General features: G+C 46.7%; 17 protein-coding genes and 2 tRNA genes. 13 read left to right on the top strand and 6 right to left on the bottom strand.

All coding sequences use genetic code 11. From position 1 onward, the window contains the following. Positions 1-16: 16 nt before the first annotated feature. Together U5K77_01695 and idi are read left to right on the top strand one after the other, a co-directional pair. Positions 17-1,123, top strand: coding sequence for a polyprenyl synthetase family protein (locus U5K77_01695; protein MDZ7744453.1), 1,107 nt, complete (start codon positions 17-19; stop codon positions 1,121-1,123). Continuing rightward, positions 1,120-1,692 carry an isopentenyl-diphosphate Delta-isomerase gene (gene idi / locus U5K77_01690; protein MDZ7744452.1) on the top strand — a complete coding sequence of 191 codons (573 nt, stop codon included), beginning with the start codon at positions 1,120-1,122 and terminating at the stop codon, positions 1,690-1,692. The genes U5K77_01695 and idi overlap by 4 nt, the downstream gene beginning before the upstream one ends. Here idi and U5K77_01685 read toward each other — a convergent pair. Then, on the bottom strand, positions 1,689-2,096 hold the full coding sequence (locus tag U5K77_01685; protein MDZ7744451.1) for an STAS/SEC14 domain-containing protein: 408 nt from the start codon (positions 2,094-2,096) through the stop codon (positions 1,689-1,691). The genes idi and U5K77_01685 overlap by 4 nt on opposite strands. A 67-nt stretch (positions 2,097-2,163) precedes the next feature. On the opposite strand from U5K77_01685, the gene U5K77_01680 reads away from it, so the two are divergent. Then, the gene (locus U5K77_01680) at positions 2,164-3,306 is read left to right on the top strand and encodes a hypothetical protein (GenBank protein ID MDZ7744450.1); all 1,143 of its coding nucleotides are present in this window, start codon (positions 2,164-2,166) and stop codon (positions 3,304-3,306) included. A gap of 34 nt (positions 3,307-3,340) precedes the next feature. On the opposite strand, the gene U5K77_01675 is transcribed toward U5K77_01680, so the two are convergent. Together U5K77_01675 and U5K77_01670 are read right to left on the bottom strand one after the other, a co-directional pair. Further along, a complete protein-coding gene (locus U5K77_01675; GenBank protein ID MDZ7744449.1) occupies positions 3,341-4,039 on the bottom strand; it encodes a hypothetical protein in 699 nt (232 codons plus the stop codon). A gap of 1,259 nt (positions 4,040-5,298) precedes the next feature. Then, positions 5,299-5,375, bottom strand: a tRNA-Arg gene (locus U5K77_01670). Between the two features lie 326 nt (positions 5,376-5,701). On the opposite strand from U5K77_01670, the gene U5K77_01665 reads away from it, so the two are divergent. The 6 genes from U5K77_01665 to U5K77_01640 all read left to right on the top strand — a co-directional run bounded on the left by U5K77_01665 (position 5,702) and on the right by U5K77_01640 (position 10,797). Continuing rightward, complete coding sequence (locus U5K77_01665) at positions 5,702-6,031, top strand: hypothetical protein (GenBank protein MDZ7744448.1); 330 nt, start codon at positions 5,702-5,704, stop codon at positions 6,029-6,031. A 104-nt stretch (positions 6,032-6,135) separates the two neighbouring features. Next, a complete protein-coding gene (locus tag U5K77_01660) occupies positions 6,136-6,876 on the top strand; it encodes an HNH endonuclease family protein (protein MDZ7744447.1) in 741 nt (246 codons plus the stop codon). Positions 6,877-6,879: 3 nt separating this feature from the next. Beyond that, entirely contained in the window at positions 6,880-8,334 is a 1,455-nt protein-coding gene (locus tag U5K77_01655; GenBank protein ID MDZ7744446.1) for a ComEC/Rec2 family competence protein, read from the top strand. Between the two features lie 47 nt (positions 8,335-8,381). Beyond that, positions 8,382-10,115, top strand: coding sequence for a lamin tail domain-containing protein (locus U5K77_01650; protein MDZ7744445.1), 1,734 nt, complete (start codon positions 8,382-8,384; stop codon positions 10,113-10,115). Between the two features lie 59 nt (positions 10,116-10,174). Further along, positions 10,175-10,684: an NlpC/P60 family protein gene (locus U5K77_01645; protein ID MDZ7744444.1), complete on the top strand. Its 510-nt coding sequence runs from the start codon at positions 10,175-10,177 to the stop codon at positions 10,682-10,684. Positions 10,685-10,707: 23 nt separating this feature from the next. Further along, a tRNA-Ser gene (locus U5K77_01640) sits at positions 10,708-10,797 on the top strand. Positions 10,798-11,358: 561 nt separating this feature from the next. On the opposite strand, the gene U5K77_01635 is transcribed toward U5K77_01640, so the two are convergent. Beyond that, positions 11,359-12,438 carry a hypothetical protein gene (locus U5K77_01635; GenBank protein MDZ7744443.1) on the bottom strand — a complete coding sequence of 360 codons (1,080 nt, stop codon included), beginning with the start codon at positions 12,436-12,438 and terminating at the stop codon, positions 11,359-11,361. A gap of 46 nt (positions 12,439-12,484) precedes the next feature. Here U5K77_01635 and U5K77_01630 point away from each other — a divergent pair, with 46 nt between their 5' ends. The 3 genes from U5K77_01630 (at position 12,485) to U5K77_01620 (ending at position 14,140) form a co-directional block, all read left to right on the top strand. Further along, a complete protein-coding gene (locus U5K77_01630; protein ID MDZ7744442.1) occupies positions 12,485-12,880 on the top strand; it encodes an HIT family protein in 396 nt (131 codons plus the stop codon). Positions 12,881-12,944: 64 nt separating this feature from the next. Beyond that, positions 12,945-13,118, top strand: a complete 174-nt coding sequence (locus U5K77_01625; protein ID MDZ7744441.1) for a hypothetical protein — start codon at positions 12,945-12,947, stop codon at positions 13,116-13,118. 164 nt (positions 13,119-13,282) lie between these two features. Continuing rightward, positions 13,283-14,140 (top strand): HAD-IA family hydrolase, encoded by an 858-nt coding sequence (locus tag U5K77_01620; GenBank protein ID MDZ7744440.1) that lies wholly within the window; start codon positions 13,283-13,285, stop codon positions 14,138-14,140. 10 nt (positions 14,141-14,150) lie between these two features. Here U5K77_01620 and U5K77_01615 read toward each other — a convergent pair whose 3' ends face one another. Beyond that, on the bottom strand, positions 14,151-16,712 hold the full coding sequence (locus tag U5K77_01615) for a valine--tRNA ligase (GenBank protein ID MDZ7744439.1): 2,562 nt from the start codon (positions 16,710-16,712) through the stop codon (positions 14,151-14,153). A gap of 511 nt (positions 16,713-17,223) precedes the next feature. Between U5K77_01615 and U5K77_01610 the strand changes: the two genes are divergently transcribed. Further along, complete coding sequence (locus U5K77_01610) at positions 17,224-17,778, top strand: hypothetical protein (protein MDZ7744438.1); 555 nt, start codon at positions 17,224-17,226, stop codon at positions 17,776-17,778. A 115-nt stretch (positions 17,779-17,893) separates the two neighbouring features. On the opposite strand, the gene tsaD is transcribed toward U5K77_01610, so the two are convergent. After that, the gene (gene tsaD, locus U5K77_01605; GenBank protein ID MDZ7744437.1) at positions 17,894-19,159 is read right to left on the bottom strand and encodes a tRNA (adenosine(37)-N6)-threonylcarbamoyltransferase complex transferase subunit TsaD; all 1,266 of its coding nucleotides are present in this window, start codon (positions 19,157-19,159) and stop codon (positions 17,894-17,896) included. Positions 19,160-19,176: the final 17 nt, after the last annotated feature.

The raw sequence follows: 19,176 nt of genomic DNA, 5'->3' as shown, positions 1-19,176 counted from the left end.
TAGAGTATCTACTGTAATGAAGACCAGCCCACAAAACAAAAAAGACAACAACGTGTCAAAGTCTGAAAAAAACGTATCTGGCCAGGGCTACTTTTGGGCAACCTACAAAAATGCTGTGTCTCAATTGGAACAGAATATGAAGCTTAAGCAGTACTTGGCGACTTCGTTTCCTGAACAAGACGTGTTAAGAGATAAAATATGCCGGTTTGCTACAGAGGGAGGTAAGCGGTTCCGTCCAGCTTTAGCTTATGTGACCGCCTCAAGCTTCGGTAAGTCAGATATCGCCCCTCATCTCGCACTGGAGGCGTTCCATAAGTTTCTATTAACTCACGACGATATTATTGATCGAGATGATGTTCGTTATAATGCGTCAACTGTTCATGCAAATCTGGCCAAATTGTGCCGTAAAAAGGCAGATCAGGAGCATTTTGGTAATTCATTAGCAATTATTGGTGGCGACCTGCTTGCAGCTGGGTCATATAAGATTGTATTAAACAGTCATCTGACAAACGCTAACAAGCTTGAGCTCATAAGCTTACTGATTGAGGCCACGGAAGAAGTAGCTTGGGGTTGGTACGACCAGTTCTTAATGGACTATCTGCCGCTTGACTCAGAGGAGTTAAGCCAAGGGCGTATAGAAACCTCTATGGCCTGGGTGACTGGAAAATATTCTATAAAATTACCACTGTTATTTGGCTACGGAGTTGCTGGTGTTCCCCCGCCAGCCGGCTTAGAAAAACTAGCCGATACGCTTGGTCTATTGTTTCAGACCGGCGATGACATAATTGGGTTGTTTGGCAAGCCTGATGACACCGGTAAATCTAATGATGGCGATATATCACAAGGCAAAAAAACGCTGCCGATGTGGTTAGCTTTCTCTAGCGCCACGGCCGAAGATAAGCAAGTACTTAACGAGTTGGTTGGCAAGCCTGATATTACCAAAGAGCAAGCCCAACAGGTGCGCGATATCGTTGACCGTAGTGGTGGGTTATCCCAGACAGAAGCGTTGATGTCACACTATAAAACAGAGTGTTTACAGCAGTTGGATGAAATTGATATTCCGGAAGATTTGCGCCGTTTTTTGCGCGGTTTTGTGGAGTTTCTGGAGAAACGCGACCGATGACCGAAGAAGAACGTATTGTATTTGTAGACGAGTCCGGTCAGCCTACTGGCGAAACTGGTCCCAAACTGGCTAGCCACCACATGAAGACGCGGCTACACCTGGCATTTTCCTGCTACATTTTTAACGATAAAGGCCAATTTCTGGTCACGCAGCGCGCGTTGAGTAAAAAGGTCTGGCCGGGTGTGCTCACAAACAGCGTCTGTGGCCACCCTGCTCCGGGAGAGCCGCAACAAGACGCTATTAGCCGCCGGGCAGCACATGAGCTCGGCTTAACGGATCTTACAGACCTCACCTGCGTTGTGCCAGATTATATCTATAAAACTCCGGCTATGAATGGCGTGATAGAACACGAGTTTTGTCCGATTTATGTGTCCCGAACCACCACCGACCCAGCCTTGAACTTTGAGGAAGTTGCTAATTATAAGTGGCTCAATTGGGAAGTTTACAAAACAGAGCTACGTGAAAGAGCAGCTGAATATTCTTACTGGGCTAAAGATCAACTCCAGCACCTGGAGAATTCGTCTGCTTTCAACACATGGCTCAAGCAACTAAATGAAGCGGCTATTTAATCTTCTTTTAGCCAGGCAACTGCATCGTCAACGTTATCAAAGCCTTTGAAATTACCGCCCAGTCGCAGTGCTTCTAATGAGGAGAAAAACAATTTCTCTAGCTCACCTTCGTTAAAAACAATCGCGACCTTGTGGAATTCTTTTAGTTTCCACAAAACACTGACACCTTTGGCTTGAACTTGCAGGTCAACAAATGGGGAGTGAACCTCACGGATATCATCTATCAACATTTTGGCCTTCTCTTTTTTAGCAAGTTTAAGTGCGGTTTCAGCCGGTTCACTTAAATCTTCTAGATGGAGACGCCCCCATGTCTTTAGGTGAATGTAATCACCTTTATGTTCGACTGAGTAGCCGTGGTCACCTTTATCTACAGTTTTGTTTTTGTCAGTATTTTTCGCACCCATACAGGTATACTATAGGCATAAACGTAACGAGTAAACAACAAAATAATACTTGAAAGTTCTATATTTAATGTCTGCCAAAATTTTACAGAAGTTACTAGAAGAAACCTACAAAAGCCCGATTTTCGGTGACTCCTTTGATTCAGAATCGATGGCTAAAATGGACGACATAAAACACCAAATTGCCACTATTTCTAGTGGGTTTAGTAATGAGTTACAGCAATTTATAGCTCAAGGCGTGCCAGAATTTTCAGCAAAAGAAGTAGCTGACCTTGTCGGGCAGATTGCGCCAAAAACCGTAGGCTTTTGTCCTGCCTTGGTTGCTGGTGAACTGGACGACACTACACGTCTTCAGGCCATATCGGTAGCAATAGGGCTGATGTATTGGGGAGATCAAACAATGGATAGAGGCGACGACATTATGTCATACGCTGTGCAGCTGTTGGCCGGTCAAGACATTCCTGTTCCAAAAGATATAGCCGATAAAGTTCAGGCACGTTTAGCCTCTCTAAAAAACATAGAGACCAAAATTGATGAGCTGGCACTACCAGAAGATTACCCGTTTGTTTTGGCTTGTTTTAGTGAACAGGTGCTACTCAACGAAGTATATGTGCGTAACTTAAGTGAAGATTATCAAGGAGCAGTTGATAAACAAGCTTTTATGGACGAGCACGGCAAGAGGTTAGCTCAGCTTATTACGGTGGATGCGGGGTTCCCAAGCGTCTCATCCTCACTTTACGCAATCTATCGGCAGCACGATTCTTCGCTACCTTCCCTGCAGGAAGTTTATGATGACCCGATAATGGTGGAGTTGATCCAGATATGTAACGTGGTGGTGCGGATTGCTGATGAGCTTGGCGATTGGGATACCGATGCTGGCCACAATCCAGAGTACGGCGTTTTTACGCTCAATCCGTTTAACCAGCCAAATGAAGCCTTTCTGCGAACGTTGTTTGAGCTAGCCGGCATACAGGATAAAAACACCTTAGATAAGCTGCACGAGGCTTTCATGCACTTTCATGACGGTAATGAGATTCGTAAGCAATATGGTGATTTTATCTCAGACACATTCTTTTCCCATGTGCGCAGCCACATACATAATTTGCCACCAGAAACTACCGAAACATTCTATCAATACATAGTGTTGTGTAAGCGCGTTTTAGAGATAGGCTACGTCAACCAGCTCGGCGATGTTGCTCTGGCTGGGGAGTAACCCCTACGGCAAAAAAGTATAAACGGATAGTAGTCTAGGCTTCTTCACTCCCCATCCCGAAATTTTTTAAAAACGCATAGACGTCTATCCGGTACTCACCTAATGCAACGTCGCACACCAGTTTAGCGATTGTTTGGACGTCTTGCTCGCAGAACTCGGCCGTATGGCTGACCGTTAAGTTTTCTTCGTGCGGTAAGGCTGTGTTTGGGGCAAGCGACACAAAGACAAGATGTTCTTGGTCTGCCTGCGACGGAGTTGTGTAAATACCGGTTCCCCCTGTTTTTCCAATTTGACCGGGTCTGTCTGGCACAGGAGGAAGAAGGCAGGATAAAGAGTGCTCAAAACCTGTGATGCCATCGAGGTCATAATTCCTAAACTCCTGACCGACTGCAACTTTCCCGAGCAAACTATTGTGCCTGCTGCGGTCAAGCTGGTACTCAGGATAGTTGGCGGTTAATACGTCAGTACCGGCTTCAAGAAGTACATCTCTTGTTTCGTCTACGGTGTGTCCTATACGCCTCAAATATCCACCCAGTGCCGCAAGTATTGTCACATCGCTGCCGTGTGAAAACCCAAAGCAAGCAGATGTAGAGTCGTCGGCAGATGGTTCAAAGTCAATAGAGCCCTCCCAGGCAACCATAAATATATCGCCATGCCCAAAGTACTCGATCTGGAAACACCTAGAGTCGCCTAGCTCAGTTGATGGTAGCGTTGCCTTTTGTCCATGCTCCATAGACTTAATTTAAACGAGCATCGGGGTTTATAACAAGCATGAGCTATTTATTCATGTCTGCGGCAGGGCTCCCCTAAAAGATGGGCTTCTTCGTTCGTCCGCTGGCTAGCGGACTCACATATGCCGAACCTTTTACGGTTCGAACTCCCTTACGCGAGTAACTAAGCTAGGATGTAGATATGTAAGGTGTTATGCATGGCAAGAGATGTTATGACTGTGCAATAGATTTAAACTGCTAGAATGAACCGATTAGTGTATATAAATCAAAATACGGAGAACTGCCTGGTACTGACTTGAAAGAACTTACGAAATTAGCGCGTGGGAAATATCATGCCATTCAAAAACGGTCACCGCGCAGAGCACCCTATGTTCGTTCAAAGTATTTTACAAAAGACAAGATATTTATTAACAATTTTTGGGAGCACCTAAACCAAAAATCGCCAAAAGAACGAATCAGACGCCTCAAGCTCTACGTATGTGCAATTGATGTAATGCGCAATACAACAGAAACGCCTGATACTATTTTTAGCAACTTAGAGAAAAATATATTACTTCATAGGTTCTATGGTCAAAACGCAACCGGAGAACGCTTTTGTGTGCAAATAAAAGAAAATAAGCGTACAAATCGTAAAGAGTTCATGTCCGTTTTCCCAATTAAAAACGCAAATTAAAAAGGCCTTCCGCAGTGTGGCTTAGAAACCACGGCCGAAGGTCTTACCAGAAATACTAGCAAAATCATCGATATATATCAATATTTTACATTTACATCCGTCCAGGACATATTGACCCCGCTCTATGGGGATGTTTAATAACATAATGACAGAAAACTCAGTAGTGGTACACCCCTGTCCGTCCTGTCTGGCCTTCTTGCCAGAAAGACAGGCGGGCGGCAGGATAGCGGACTAAAGTCCTTTTCCGCTTGCTTGCCGAGAAAATGCTAAAGCGCTTTCTCGGCTGAGCGGCGCTACACCGAACCTTCCGCCCGCATAAGCTCGCTTGACGGTTCAAATCCCGGCTCGAGCATCGAGCAGAAATAAAAACCACCTTTTGCAAGGTGGCTTATATTTCTCCTGGTACACCCGGCAGGATAGCGGCTAAAGCCTCCTCCGCTAGCTTGAAAAGAAAATACCTACGGTGCTTTCTTTTCTGCACTTCGCTACGCCGAACCTACGACTTTCATCAGCAAGCTGCTGAGTCGTAGAACCGAACCTGCCGAAAAGAACCACGCAAAAACCCGACCAAATGGGCGGGTTTTAACGTGGTACACCCGGCAGGATTCGAACCTACGACCTCCTGTACCGCAAACAGACGCTCTATCCAGCTGAGCTACGGGTGCTTAAATTGGCAATAATTTACCGTTGATTGTTAACCTTGCTTCTCGCAAATCAGCTGGATAGAGCGCGTGACGCTAATTGTCTTTACCCTATCGGGGCAGCTGACCTGCCCGTTCTGCCTGGCCTTCTTGTCAGAAAGACAGGGGGCTCGAACAGGCAGGCGGGGCTACGGGTGCGCAATTGGCGATGACTCGCCTCAAACTGGCTCGAACAGGGTGGATTTTAGCATAGAACAGAGGTAAATACTAGCCTTTGTCGGCTGGTTTATATTGCTGTATCGCCTTGCGGTTTGTTTGTGGTTGGTATACAACATATGTAGGGAGAAAACATGGGAGAAACTCTACAGCCACAAGAAAATAAACAGAGTAAAATAGAAATTTTAGAGTTCGGTGCCAGTGAGACGCATGTGCGAATAAAGAATAACGAAGATATATGGGCGTATGTTAATCCTGACGCTGGTCTAGGTGCAGTTTACGGTTACTATTCTGGCGGTAGGCTTCGTGGGTTTGTCGAAGAAGACGACGTGTACGACGTATACATTAACGTACATAACGATAACCAGTTATCACCAGATTTTATTGGTGGCAACTATCAAAGATTTGAGGATGCAGCAGCAGTTCTTGAGCGAGCTGCTGAAGATCAAGATAGAGCGGCTTAAAGTTAGGGTATTTGTTGAAAAAGCTAAACGCGCCACTCGACTGGCGCGTTTAGCTTAATCGATGATTAGAACAGCTTAGTTAGTGTTATGTTATAGTTTTGGGCATGAAGTTGGTGGGACGAGCCTCGCCGCATAGACGGCGACGGTTTACGGTAGTTTTGTTATTAGCTGTGGGGTTTTTAATCGTAGCCTTGCTTGATTATCTTCAACCCCAACAAGTTGTTGAATCGCCGCAGACCTTGTCTGTCCAAAGCGTTCCCCAAGAGCTACGCGTGTCAGCCATAGAATCGCTTGGAAAGCTGGCGGTTAAAGATCGTGTATCGCTAGATGGTTATGCACGTGATAAGTTTAGCCCAGGCTGGGCGGAAGTTGCTGGTTGTGATATGCGCAATCGTATCTTGCAGCGCGACCTACAGGAAGTTGTGTTGGATGATGATAATTGTACCGTTTTGTCGGGGGTTTTGCCGGATGATCCGTTTACTGCCCAGACAATCCCCTTCCAGCGTGGTCGTGAAACAAGCGGAGATATCCATATCGAGCATATAGTGGCGGTCTCGGACGCTTGGCAGAAAGGAGCTCAGCAGCTTGATTACAAACGCAGACAAGAGTTCTATAACGACCCGCTCATTTTAATAGCGGTTGATGGTGCGTCCAATATGGAGAAAGGCGACAAAGATGCCGCCGACTGGCTGCCCCACGAAAGATATAGGTGCCAATATGTTGCTCGCCAAATTGCTATAAAGCTGGAGTATGATCTATGGGTAACTCGTAATGAGCATAACGCGATAAAACGAGTGCTACAAACTTGCCCAGGTCAAATACTCCCAGTTGTTGGAGATTTTTAAGGCATGCGAGCCAGGCTGTTCCATAAACCGATTCATGTGTCATGGATTTTTGCTGCAACTGCCGGTGGCGTGCTTGTCGGTGCAGCTGGTTCGTTGCTTATACCACCGGGCTTGTTTGCCGCCCTGCCCTGGCTCGTGGTAGCTGGCGCACTATTGAGTATTGCGCTATTAAAGCGAGAGTTATTGTTTGTGCTTTTGGCGTTCATAAGCGGTTGTTTTGTCGGGTTGTATAGAGGTACTTCAGAGCTATGGCAGCTACAAAGCTACGAACCATTTTATGGCCGTCAAGTTAGGCTGCAAGGTGTTGTGGCCGATGACACAACGCGCGGATCCAGCGGTGATCAGCGGCTCAGATTAGGTGACGTCGTGATTGATGGCGAGCCTTTGCCTGGATACGTTTGGATTAGTACGACCTCAAATGCCGAGATTAAACGTAGCGACGTAGTGGTCGTGAAAGGGGTTTTGAATGATGGTTTCGGTACCTTGTCAGGCTCGATGTTTAGGGCAGAACTTATTGAGGCCGAGCGGCCTGAGCCGGGAGATGTTGCCCGGCAAGTTCGTGATTGGTTTACCGAGCAAGTCCGCGGCAGCGTACCGGAGCCGGAAGCCAGCCTGGGAGTGAGTTACGTTGCCGGCCAAAAGCGAGCATTACCACAAACCCTTAGCGACGAGTTTAGGCTTCTGGGCTTGTCGCATTTGGTGGTTGCCAGCGGGTTTCATCTGACTATTATTGTGAAAGCAACGCGTAAAGCATTGGCTGGTCGTTCCAAGTATCTAGCAATGTTTTTTAGTGGCTTGATGATCGGAGGGTTTTTACTACTAACTGGTTTTAGCACGTCCATGACGCGAGCCTCGCTTGTAGCAGGCTTGAGTTTAACCGCGTGGTATTACGGACGGGTGGTTCACCCAGTTGTTTTGCTGTTACTGGTTGCTGCTATGACCTTGCTGATAAACCCATCGTTTATATGGGGAGATGTTGGTTGGTTTTTATCGTTTGCAGCATTTTCGGGCGTCATTATCCTGGCACCGTTACTGCACCGTTATTTTTGGGGCAGTAAAAAACCGGGTTACGTGCGTGATTTGCTGGTGGCGACAACAGCGGCACAGATTACCACCCTGCCGATTGTCTTAGTGACCTTTGGTTTTTATTCGCCATTGGCGTTGTTGTCTAACCTTTTGATCCTACCCCTGGTGCCAGTTGTCATGCTACTGACGGTAGTGGCTGGCATGAGCAGCGCACTACTACCAATGCTAGCGGGATTAATCGGACTGCCGGCCTACGCTGTGTTGTGGTATATGACAAGTCTGACAGGTTGGCTGTCATCAATACCGTGGGCGCATCATGAATCTTCGCTATCGATACCTGGTTTAGTTATGAGCTACATCGCTATGGTGCTTGTTGCGGTGTATATATGGCGTAAAACAGGCCATGATTTTAGAAAAGAAACACCGATTTAGTAAGCTTTTTGACATAAAGTAAGCATAAACGGTATGCTGTTTATAATATGAACAAACGGTGGGTATGGGCACTGGTTTTGGGATTTGTTTTGCCGTTATTTTGGGCTGCCGGTGCCGTTGCAGAGGACTCCCCGGCAACGGAAACATTGATTTTGATTAGTGAGTTTCAAAACAGAGGCACAGTAGATGACGGAGAAGATGCTGGTAGCGTAGTTGGAACTCACGAGTTTATAGAGCTATATAACCCGCACAATGAGACCGTATCGCTTGATGGGTGGGAGCTAGAGTTTGCAAATGAAAAGGGCACAACAACCCGTTCTATAGTCTTGTTTGAGGATGATTCTGATGCAGATGTAGGTTACGAAATACAGCCTGATGGGTTTTTTGTGGTGAGCTATGAAAGCTATCTGCCGGAGGCGAATTTCCTACTCGATTCTCGGACAGCCTCAGGTTACTTAAACTACCATGATGGGACTATCAGGCTGTTTGATAACGACGGGGAGCTTGTAGATATGGTTGGCTACGGTGACCCCGAGCATTACCTTACGAGCCCAGCTGGGGCGCCGCAGCCAGACCAGTCCCTTATACGGTGTTTTGGCCAGGATGGCCTGATAGTTGATACCGGTAATAACGCGCTTGATTTTACCATCAACGAGATACCTATGCCCGGAGCTGGTCTGGAATGTCCCTTGCCTGAGCCTGATCCTGAGCCAGACGATGAGGAAGAACCTGAAGAACAGTCCGGTGAAAAGCCTGAGGATGAACCCGACGATGATTTAAGCCAAAAGGTTGATAAAGAGCTCGATACTGATCAAGAAACGGCACCAGAAGACGACATAAACATTTGCGAGGGTGTAGTGATATCTGAAATTGGAGCTAACTTAGACGAACAGTTCATAGAGCTGCATAATCTGACCAACCAGGAAGCTGAGTTGGATGGTTGCCAGTTGCAAACCAATCGCAACGATAACACCTATGTGTTTGCCGATGAGGTTGTAGAGCCGCATGATTATTTGACGATACAGATTGCAAACACGGAACTGACACTTACCAAAACAACTACCGGCACAGTATATGTATTGTCATCTGACGGACAAGAAGAGGTTGATGCCCAGAAATATTCTGATTTACGGCCGGAAACCTCATGGGCTTGGTTTGGTGATGATGACTGGCGGCAGACTTATGAACTAACCCTGGGTCAAGAGAATAAATATCAAGAATACGCCGATTGCAAGGAAGGTAAGGAGCGCAATCCAGATACCGGTCGTTGTCGCAATATCGTGAGCAGCACCTCTGAGCTCAAGCCGTGTGATTCGGATCAAGAACGCAATCCAGAGACGAACCGTTGCCGGAAGATTGACTCTGGCTCTTCCCTAGTGCCATGCCGTCCTGGGCAAGAACGCAATCCAGAAACAAACAGATGCCGTTCTGTAACAAGTAGTACCCGCCAACTGGTACCTTGTAAGCCTCACCAGGAAAGAAACCCAGAAACTAACCGTTGCCGTAATATTAATCAAACGTCCGGGCTAAAGCCGTGTAGTCCTGGGCAAGAACGCAATCCAGAAACTAACCGCTGCCGGAATGTGGCAGCAGCGATGACCGAACTGCCGGAGATGAACGTGCGTGATGTTACAACGGTGGCGCGTCCGACACCGCTGAGTTGGTGGTTTGCCGGCTTTATGGTGGCGTTAGCTGCAGGCTATGGAGTATGGGAATGGCGTTATGACATCGCTAACCTAAAGGAGCGTTTTACTAAGAAGCAGCCTATTGATAGCTCTTAACTTTAAGCGGGAGCAATTTACTGTACGTATATATCGGTGCTAGACTTGCTGTAATTTATTTGGGGGATATCAAAACCAAGATTGAGACCTTCGGGCAAGAACTCATTCAAGCATCAGGTGCGTACCTGTATAAGCCGGCAATTTACCATCATTTTGTAGCCGGTGATTGTATTGCACTGCCCCGTGAAAACTGCCCAGAAATAGGGATTGGACCAGATGAATTTGATTGCTCAGGCTTTGTTATAAAATCTATCTGCGACGTGAAAGGGTTGAGGCCTAGTGATTGGCCTGATCAAGTGCGGCATGTGCGAGATATGTGGAATGACGCACAAACTGAGCAAGTAATGTTTAAGCAATCTGCTCTAGAGGCAGGAGCGTTATTAATCACACAAAAGTACTACGATATTGGCGACCAGCAAACTGAAATGCCAGGGCATATGGGTATAGTGTTGACGGTAGAAGATGAAACGGTCAGGTATATACACGCCAGTGCAAAACGCGGACGGGTAGAAATCTGTAAAAGACGTATCCCGACGAGCTACATGGGCGCTATTGTGTCGCTAAGTTAGTCTTTTGTTAGAATAGCAACCGTGGAAGGGTGCAGGAGTGGTCGAACTGGACTGTCTCGAAAACAGTTGTGCCGGCAACGGCACCGAGGGTTCGAATCCCTCTCCTTCCGCCAGGAAGAAAAGAACCCACTGTTCAGGTGGGTTCTTTTGTTTCTGTTGAAACGGTGGGTTCGAACCCGGGTTCAGATAATCGAGCGGTTAGCGAGATTATATGCTGAAGCCAAGCAGCCAAAGTAACTAGACAAAATAGGCTGCCTGGCCTGAGGCTATAATCCCTCTCCTTCCGCCATTCGACAGGCTCATGGCAAGCCCATTCGACAGGCTCACGGCAGGCCCATTCGACAAGCTCATGGCAAGTCCATTCGACAGGCTCACGGCAAGCCCATTCGACAGGCTCATCTTTCGACCCTGAGGCTCAAGATCGATGGGTGACAAGCCAGGAAGAAAAGAACCCACTGTTCAGGTGGGTTTTTTTGTTTCTGTTGAAACGGTGGATTTGAATTTAGATCTAAACAATCAGGCAATTAGCAGGTTCAAATAGATAAAACTATCAACCAAAAACCTCCCCCTTTGTTCACGATCGTGAACAAAGGGGGAGATTAAGAGATTATTTGAGGTTCATTTATGAAAGCTATGTAGCTAATTGTCGAGTACGTAGTCGAAGTACACGTATTTTATCTGGTATTTTTTGTGGGCTTTTTGCCATGAGAGGCTGAGTTTGGCTGGCGGGGAGGTTGGCTTGTATCTGGAGTGTTTTTTGGTTTTCTGAGTAACCAAAAGATACCGAGGGAAATTGCACCAGACATAAGGTAAATTGCTGATATGAGAATAAAAGCGCGGCTAAAGTAACCGTAAAGTGCCACAGATGTACTTACCAGTGCGCCCTGTAGGACAGTATCCTGCATATCAAACAACATGCCTTGAGCTATGTTGTGACGTATTAAATAGTCCAAGACAAGTGCACTGATGAGCACCAATACACCAGTAGAAAAGATAATCATGCTGACCTGCCTCAAGCCGCTTCGGCGATTGGCGTGCAATGCTATTAGGAATACGGCGGCTGCAAAAGCAAATAACCCTGTCGCGAGTGGCATCCATTGCAGCCGTTGAAATGCTGCCGGTGCTTCTTGCCACGGTTCATTAGTCGTTGCTCCTTCTTGGTCGGCAAGTGATTCAGCTGTGATAACCGGGTCGTCCAAAAAATCCTCGGATTGTTCGAGTTCACGAATTATGTCGTCTCGGTATTGACTTATAACCACTGGCGGCCGGCAATCAAGCTCAAACGGATCTATTGAGTCTTGCTGGGCTAGCTGAAAGGCCTCGGCTTGCGTGCAAGGACGTAGATTGTTGACACGCTGCTCAGCATAATCGGCAACACGTTCGATGAATAAAGCTTTGGCGTCACTTAAGTCAATCGTAAACTCTATCTCATCGGTATCCCCTTCTAGCCAAGCATAAAGCCCGTCAATCATGCGGTGAGCCGATTGCTCCAGAAGCCAAGGATTGAAGGCGTCACGGGCAGCTTGTTGTATAGCCGGCTCGTCGAGTGGCAAGCTCTGATCAGTTTCTTCAGCTGACGCTTCTATAACACTATCAACGGCCGCAGAGTAGACTCCGGATTGTCCCAGGCTAGTTTTTAGTGGTTCTGGCGTGCCGATAACCGCTAATAGGGCAAATGCCACGGCAAACCCAACCAGGCTCAGTTTGAGAACTATGGCACTAAGGATGCGGCCAAGTTTACGCGCGGCTTTCATGCCCCCAGTCTACCCTATATTTTGCACTGCGCGCTATACTAAACGTATGGAAGATTCATTATTTACGCGGATTATTAAGGGGGAGATTCCTTGCCATAAGGTATATGAGGATGACAAAGTGCTGGCTTTTTTGGATATTCACCCAATACAGACCGGGCATGTTTTAGTGGTATCAAAAGTTCAGGTTGACCAGTTTGACGAGCTGCCGGACGAGGTTTATGAAGCGGTTTTTGATGTCGTTCGAAAAATTGCGCAGCGACAGAAGCGAATATTCGGACGACAGCGAGCCTGTTTGCGTATTGAAGGCTTTGATGTACCGCACGCTCACGTACACGTATATCCTTGCGATAATGCTCAAGATTTTTACGGTGATAAGAACCGAGCCTCAAAGGAACCAGATCATGAAGCGCTTGCTAAAACTGCTAAGAAGTTGGCATTCTAGGGTTACTCGTAATTTGGCAAGTAAAACTCTGGCGAGTTAAAACGAGTCAGTGTAAAATGGGCGTATGCTATCTAACGCTGTTGTGGGGTTATTCGCCGGTCTAGGTTTTGCAGCCTGGGTTTATTCTAAGACTTATCAAAAAACCGGTAGTAATATTCAGAATGCATTGATTGTTGCTGCAATTGCCGGCTTTGGCACGTTTCTATTTGTAGTTACGTTGCTGGGCTTTATTATGTAATTAGTACTAAATGGCTAGTTTTGCTAGCTTTTTTGCGCCGTAATCAGTATTATGGAGCTATCAACCTGCAGTTTTGGCAGGAATAGTAGTTAAGGGTGGAATGTAAACGATGAAACAGTGTGACAGTGGTGGTGTTGTATCGATTCGCACAAGTGAGACGCGGCATGGATGAGATAAGCCTTGGAAAAACACTGCAAACTGCGCGCAAAAAGGCGGGTATTACGCAGCAAGAACTGTGCCAAAAAGCCGATCTCAGCTACTCGACACTAGCTAAGATTGAGCGCGGAGCGATCAAGGCACCCTCAATCTTTACGATTCAGAGCATTGCGGCAGTGCTTGGAGTGACTTTAAGCGGTTTGGTGGGTGATTTACCGCCTGCTGACGTACAAGAGCCTGTAGACGCTAAGAAACGTTCAAAAAGCGGTGTTCGGTTTGTTTATTTTGATGTCAACGGTTGTCTGGTTAGGTTTTATCATCGGGCGTTCAGCAAAGTATCAGAGGCGAGCGGCCTCTCGGCAGATATTATTGAAACTACATTCTGGCATTTTAATGATGCGGTATGTCGCGGCGAGCTGTCTATGGAAGAGTTCAACGAGACACTAGGCGGGCGTTTTAGGTTGGCCGAGTTCGATTGGCGGGACTATTATCTGGAAGCAATCGAACCAATTCAGGAAATGCATGAACTGGCTGAGTGGGTAGCTAAACACTACCGTGTTGGTCTGTTGAGTAATATCATGCCGGGGTTGATAGCATCAATGTTAGAGAATGGTTTATTGCCCAAGCTGGATTACGATGCGATTGTTGATTCATCAGAGGTCGGGAGTATCAAGCCAGAAGAGCAGATTTTTGCGATAGCTACCACTAAAGCGGCAGTTTCACCAGAGGAAATACTGTTGGTCGATGATTCGCGAGCTAATATTATGGCTGCACAACGCATTGGCTGGAAGGTGTTGTGGTTTGACGATTACCGTCCCGATGAGAGTTCAGAACGAGTACGTTCTGCCCTAGAGTTTGACAACTGATTATTTAGGGTCACGCGCTCGGTTTATTGAATCGTTTATATTCCTCGGTGACTTTTTCGAGCAGTTCCCTAGCCTCTTTTAGCTGCTGTTTACTTTGTGCGACTAACTCCTTAGGTGCCTGTTTTACGTAGGCTTTGTTAGCTAGGCGCTTTTCCAGTTGATCGACGTTCTTTTCTTGCTGAGCTTTTTTATTAGCCAGCGAGGTTATAAATCGTTGAGCGGCTTGTTCATCAACGTTGAGCCAACATTGATAGCGGGTTTGGGTTAGGTGCAATCCATAACCGTCTTTCACGTTTTGTACGCCTTTGAGTTTGGCAAGTTTCTGAATTAAAATGCCGTTTTCGTCCAAGAATTTCTCATCGGTGTAAAACAGCTGTAAATCGGCATCACCAAGCTCGTTTTTAATAAATCGTACTTCGTTCACAATGAGCTTAATTTCTTCAAAAGTATCAGCTTTTGTGGTATTTGAATCGCTTGTTTTTGGCCAGTCAGAAATTGCTAACGGCTTATCGCCGCGCCAGCCGAGGGTTTGCCAGACTGTTTCGGTTACGAATGGTGCGAACGGATGTGCCAGTTTGAGGATAGATTCTAACCCGTAGGCTATGGTGTCTTTGTTGAGATGTACTTTAGATGCCTCGATATACCAGTCGGCAAAATCGTCCCACACGAAATGATAGAGCGTTTCGTAGGCTTCGCTAAAGCGGTATTCATCTAACAGAGACGAAACTTGCTTGGAAATATAATTAATTCTATTAATCACCCAGTAATCGGCCACCGATTTGGGATGAGGTGAGTTACCCGGCTTAAATTCATCGCCAAGCTTGCCTTCAACGTAGCGGGCAATGTTCCATAATTTATTACAAAAATTTCTCGCGCCAATCAATTTACTTTCGTCATATGGTTGGTTGTTACCAGGTGTTTGGCCAGCGACAATCCCCATCCTAAAGGCGTCAGAACCAAACGTATCTATCTTTTCCATCGGGTCGACGACATTGCCCTTGCTTTTGCTCATTTTGGCGCCGTGCGGATCCAGTACTAAACCGTGCAGATATACTGATTCAAACGGTACTTTACCGGTGTTGTATAGGCCGAACATTATCATGCGACTTACCCAGGGGTAGAGAATATCGGCACCGGTTTCCATCAGGCTCAATGGGTAGAACTGTTCATAGTCCTTGGTGCCCGATCCGCCAAGTGTGGCGTACGGCCAGCTGCTGCTAGAAAACCAAGTGTCAAAGACGTCCGGATCACGATGATAAGTTTTGTTGTCTACGGTTATGATTTCCTCTGTTACGTGCTCGTCATAAATCCAATCATCCTCGTCATCAACGTTCTGGAAAGCCGGGATAGGGATACCCCAGGCTATTTGACGGCTAATGTTCCAGTCGTGCAACCCCTCTAGATAGCTGATGAGTTGTTTTCTCTTAGAGTCTGGATAGAACATAATCTTCTTTTGTTTAAGAGCTTTGATGGCAGGTTTGGCTAGTGGTTGCATATTAATGAACCACTGTTTCATCAACATTGGTTCGATTACTGTACCGCATTTATAGCACTTCCCTACTCTGTTGGTATAATCTTTGTCTACCTTAATGAGCAGATTCTTTTCTTTGAGCGCATCAACAACGGCTTGGCGGGCATCCATAACTGTCATTCCTCGGAAACGTCCGGCGTGTTCGTTCATGGTGCCGTCATGATTTATAACGCGTACGGCGGGTAGATTATGGCGCTGGGCAACCTCCCAGTCGTTAGGGTCATGGGCTGGTGTTATCTTAACTACCCCTGTTCCAAATTCTCTGTCGACCATTTCGTCGGCCAAGACTTGGATCTCAAACGGACCGTTGACGCCCTCGACGGTTATGACTTGTCCAACATATTGCTTATAGCGGTCATCCTCAGGGTGTACTGCTACTGCGGTGTCGCCAAACTTAGTTTCTGGTCGGGTAGTTGCCAGCTCAAACGGCCCGTATTGCATGTAATATAGCGGAGTAGTTTCGTCTTCATAGACTACCTCGACATCGGCAAATCCTGTGCGGTGATGTGTACAGTAGTTAACCAATCTTTCACCTCTGTAAACTAGACCTTCGTCCCACATCTTTTTAAAGTTGCCGTAGGCCTGTTTAACAATTTTTTCATCCAGTGTAAATGTATAGTGATCCCAGCTGGCACTAGCGCCTAATTTACGGAACTGTGACAGGTAGTTTTGCTTGTTTTGGGCAACAAAATCCCATATACGGTCGTAGAGCTCTTCTCGGGTAAAATCGAACCGACTCTTCCCTTCTGCGGCCAGCTGCTTCTCATAAACAACCTGGGTTTCAAACCCGGCATGATCTGCCCCGGGTACGAACAATGTTGCATCTCCTTTTAGCCGATGATAGCGAATAGCGATATCTTCAAGAGCCAGCGTTAAGCCGTGGCCAAGATGTAAATCGCCGTTTGCGTTTGGTGGAGGTACGACAATACTGTAATTATCTTTGGATCCACGATGTTTTGGCTTGAAAGACTCGGTTTTTTCCCAGAGTGCGTATATATCAGATTCGTATAAATGTGGTTCGTATACCTTTGGCAGCTTCATGGCTAACTCCTTGCATCACGCTTGCTTGCTTCTGAGCAGAGCTCGTGACTCTGCATGTTACTGTGTCAAATGTTTTGTTGCTCGCTGGCGTATTGTTGTGATTGTATGCCTCGTTTTGCTACTCACATCTTCCGTGTATTGCACTTACGTGCAAGAAGCGTGTATCACTAACAGAATAACACGACTCGCCTCAGTTATCAAAAGGTAAAACAGAGGTAATTTTCATGTGAAATTTGAACAAAATAACTCAAAGGTTTTCACAAGAAACCTCTCAATCAAACTGTCCACAACCGGTTTTTCTTTCACAAAGTACATGCCCACCCTTCGACTCGTTTCGCTCGCTCAGGATGAACCCTTCAACTGGCTCAGGGTGAACCCTTTTTACGATACGTTCTTGTCGAAAACCCCGGACAAATGGGGATCATGGTTTTTGTTTTCAAAAATAAGCATAACAAAAATGTAACAGAGGCGCAACATTGACAAACTGAACTACTTATGCTAATATGATATTATGCGGGATGTATGTCATTCACAAGAAAACCCCGACGAATCTGGAGCTAAATATGAGGCTGAACTTCGTGATCAAGCGCGGCGGTTTCATGGCATCGTGCGTATGCTCGTTACAGACGAGGAGCTTATGCACGCACCGCTTCGCTTCAACCGGTCAGTACTGCTGAAACGCTATAAACACCCTGATACTGACGCAGCGGTTGAAGTAGGGCGAATTGTTGCCGGTGAGCAAACGGTAGAAAGTTCTGTTCATATAACATACGAGCCGAAAGGTGATGAACCGGCAGCATACGAAGAATTTGCAATTTATAAACCAGCACAGCCCGGAGGGGATTGGTTTACATACATACCAAAAATGCCTGACGTAGCAGAAGCAACTCCTGATGATATAGGTCTATATGGCAATGCCTATATGGCGCGTATGCTACAAGCAGGCGAATTACTTGACGCAGTATATGGAGAGAAATTGCAACCTCAGCATATTTATGGCTATACAGAGGTGTTGAGATTGATTTTTCATAACAGTGTCGAGTTATTGTTGCCTGACGAAGTATAGTTTATCTACACGGAAATATGGGCAGCGATGGCTAGGGTGTAAGGATTCCCGCGCTTTTTCATTTTTTCACAACCTGATTGCTTGCTGCTCGGAATCGGCAAACGGGAGGGTACGGCTACATACTGAGATTGGGAGCGATATCTAGCGTAAATGGATCGGCTGCGGGTTGATTCAGCGCCACTTTATAGCAGCCAAGGGTGGCGATCATGGCGCCGTTGTCGGTGCAGAGTTTCATGTCTGTATACTCAATTGGTAGCGGTAATCGATCCGCCAGTTGGCGTCGTAGTTCAGTGTTGGCGGCCACACCGCCGCCGATCACAACCGATTTGGGCTGGAACTCGTCAAAGGCTTCGACTAACTTATCTACCACTGTTTCGACGGCTATACGCTGGAAGCTGGCTGCAATGTCTGCCTTCTGGGTGTCAGAGAGCCGCTCTGATAGCTTATGGGAAGGGAAGTGGTGATCTTCACCGATTAGCTCTTGAGCAGCCCTTAAGACGGCTGTTTTGACCCCAGAAAAGCTATAATCATACCCAGCACCTTGCGCCACACCAGTCCTCCCTGAAGCAAAGCTCCTGCCATTGCTGTTGTGGCGCAAGGTGCTGGTGGCTTGCATTTCATTTCTAAGCTTCTCAAGAGCTGGAGATACAGAGTTGACTTTTGCTTTTGGGAATTTGAACTTATGCGGATCGCCCTTTTTGGCATATTCGCTGATGCTCGGGCCGCCAGGGTAGGGTAGGCCGATGATTTTAGCGACTTTATCAAACGCTTCGCCGATGGCGTCATCGCGGGTCTGACCAAGTAAAGTGTAGTCAAAATGGTCGCGCCACAAGACGATTTGCGAGTGCCCACCGCTGACTATCAGCCCAAGCATCGGGAACTTAGGGTTGGTTGTTGGTAGTTGGTAGCTAGTAGATAGGGAAGGGGAAGTCTCTGTTAAGAAATTGGCGTAGATGTGGCTCTCTACGTGGTTAACAGCGTACAGCGGCTTGTTTTTAGTAATCGCCAAGGTACGAGCGGTCATGACGCCGACGAGTAGACTGCCGCCGAGTCCAGCACCATATGTCACCGCAATGCCGTCTATCTGATCCCACGGATCAGAAGTAGAGGATGGAGTAGAGAGATTGGAGTTCGGACTATTATCTCTAACCTCTAACCTCTTTCCTCCATTCTCTAGAGAAAAAGCGTCAGCAAGAGCCTTTTCGATAACTGGGATGATTGACTCTATATGGCTGCGGGCGGCAATCTCCGGGACTACGCCGCCGTAGGCTGCGTGTAAGTCCATGCTAGACAGTACAACATTAGACAATAGTCGCTTGCCATCCTCAACTACCGCAGCTGCAGTTTCATCACAACTGGTTTCAATCCCTAGTATTTTCACGTTAACTAGTATACTTG

This window comes from Candidatus Saccharibacteria bacterium (genome assembly GCA_034521515.1).
GTDB lineage: Bacteria > Patescibacteriota > Saccharimonadia > Saccharimonadales > JAXHMH01 > JAXHMH01.
The sequence above is the reverse complement of the archived record's forward strand: the minus strand, read 5'-3'. Positions and strand labels throughout refer to the sequence as shown.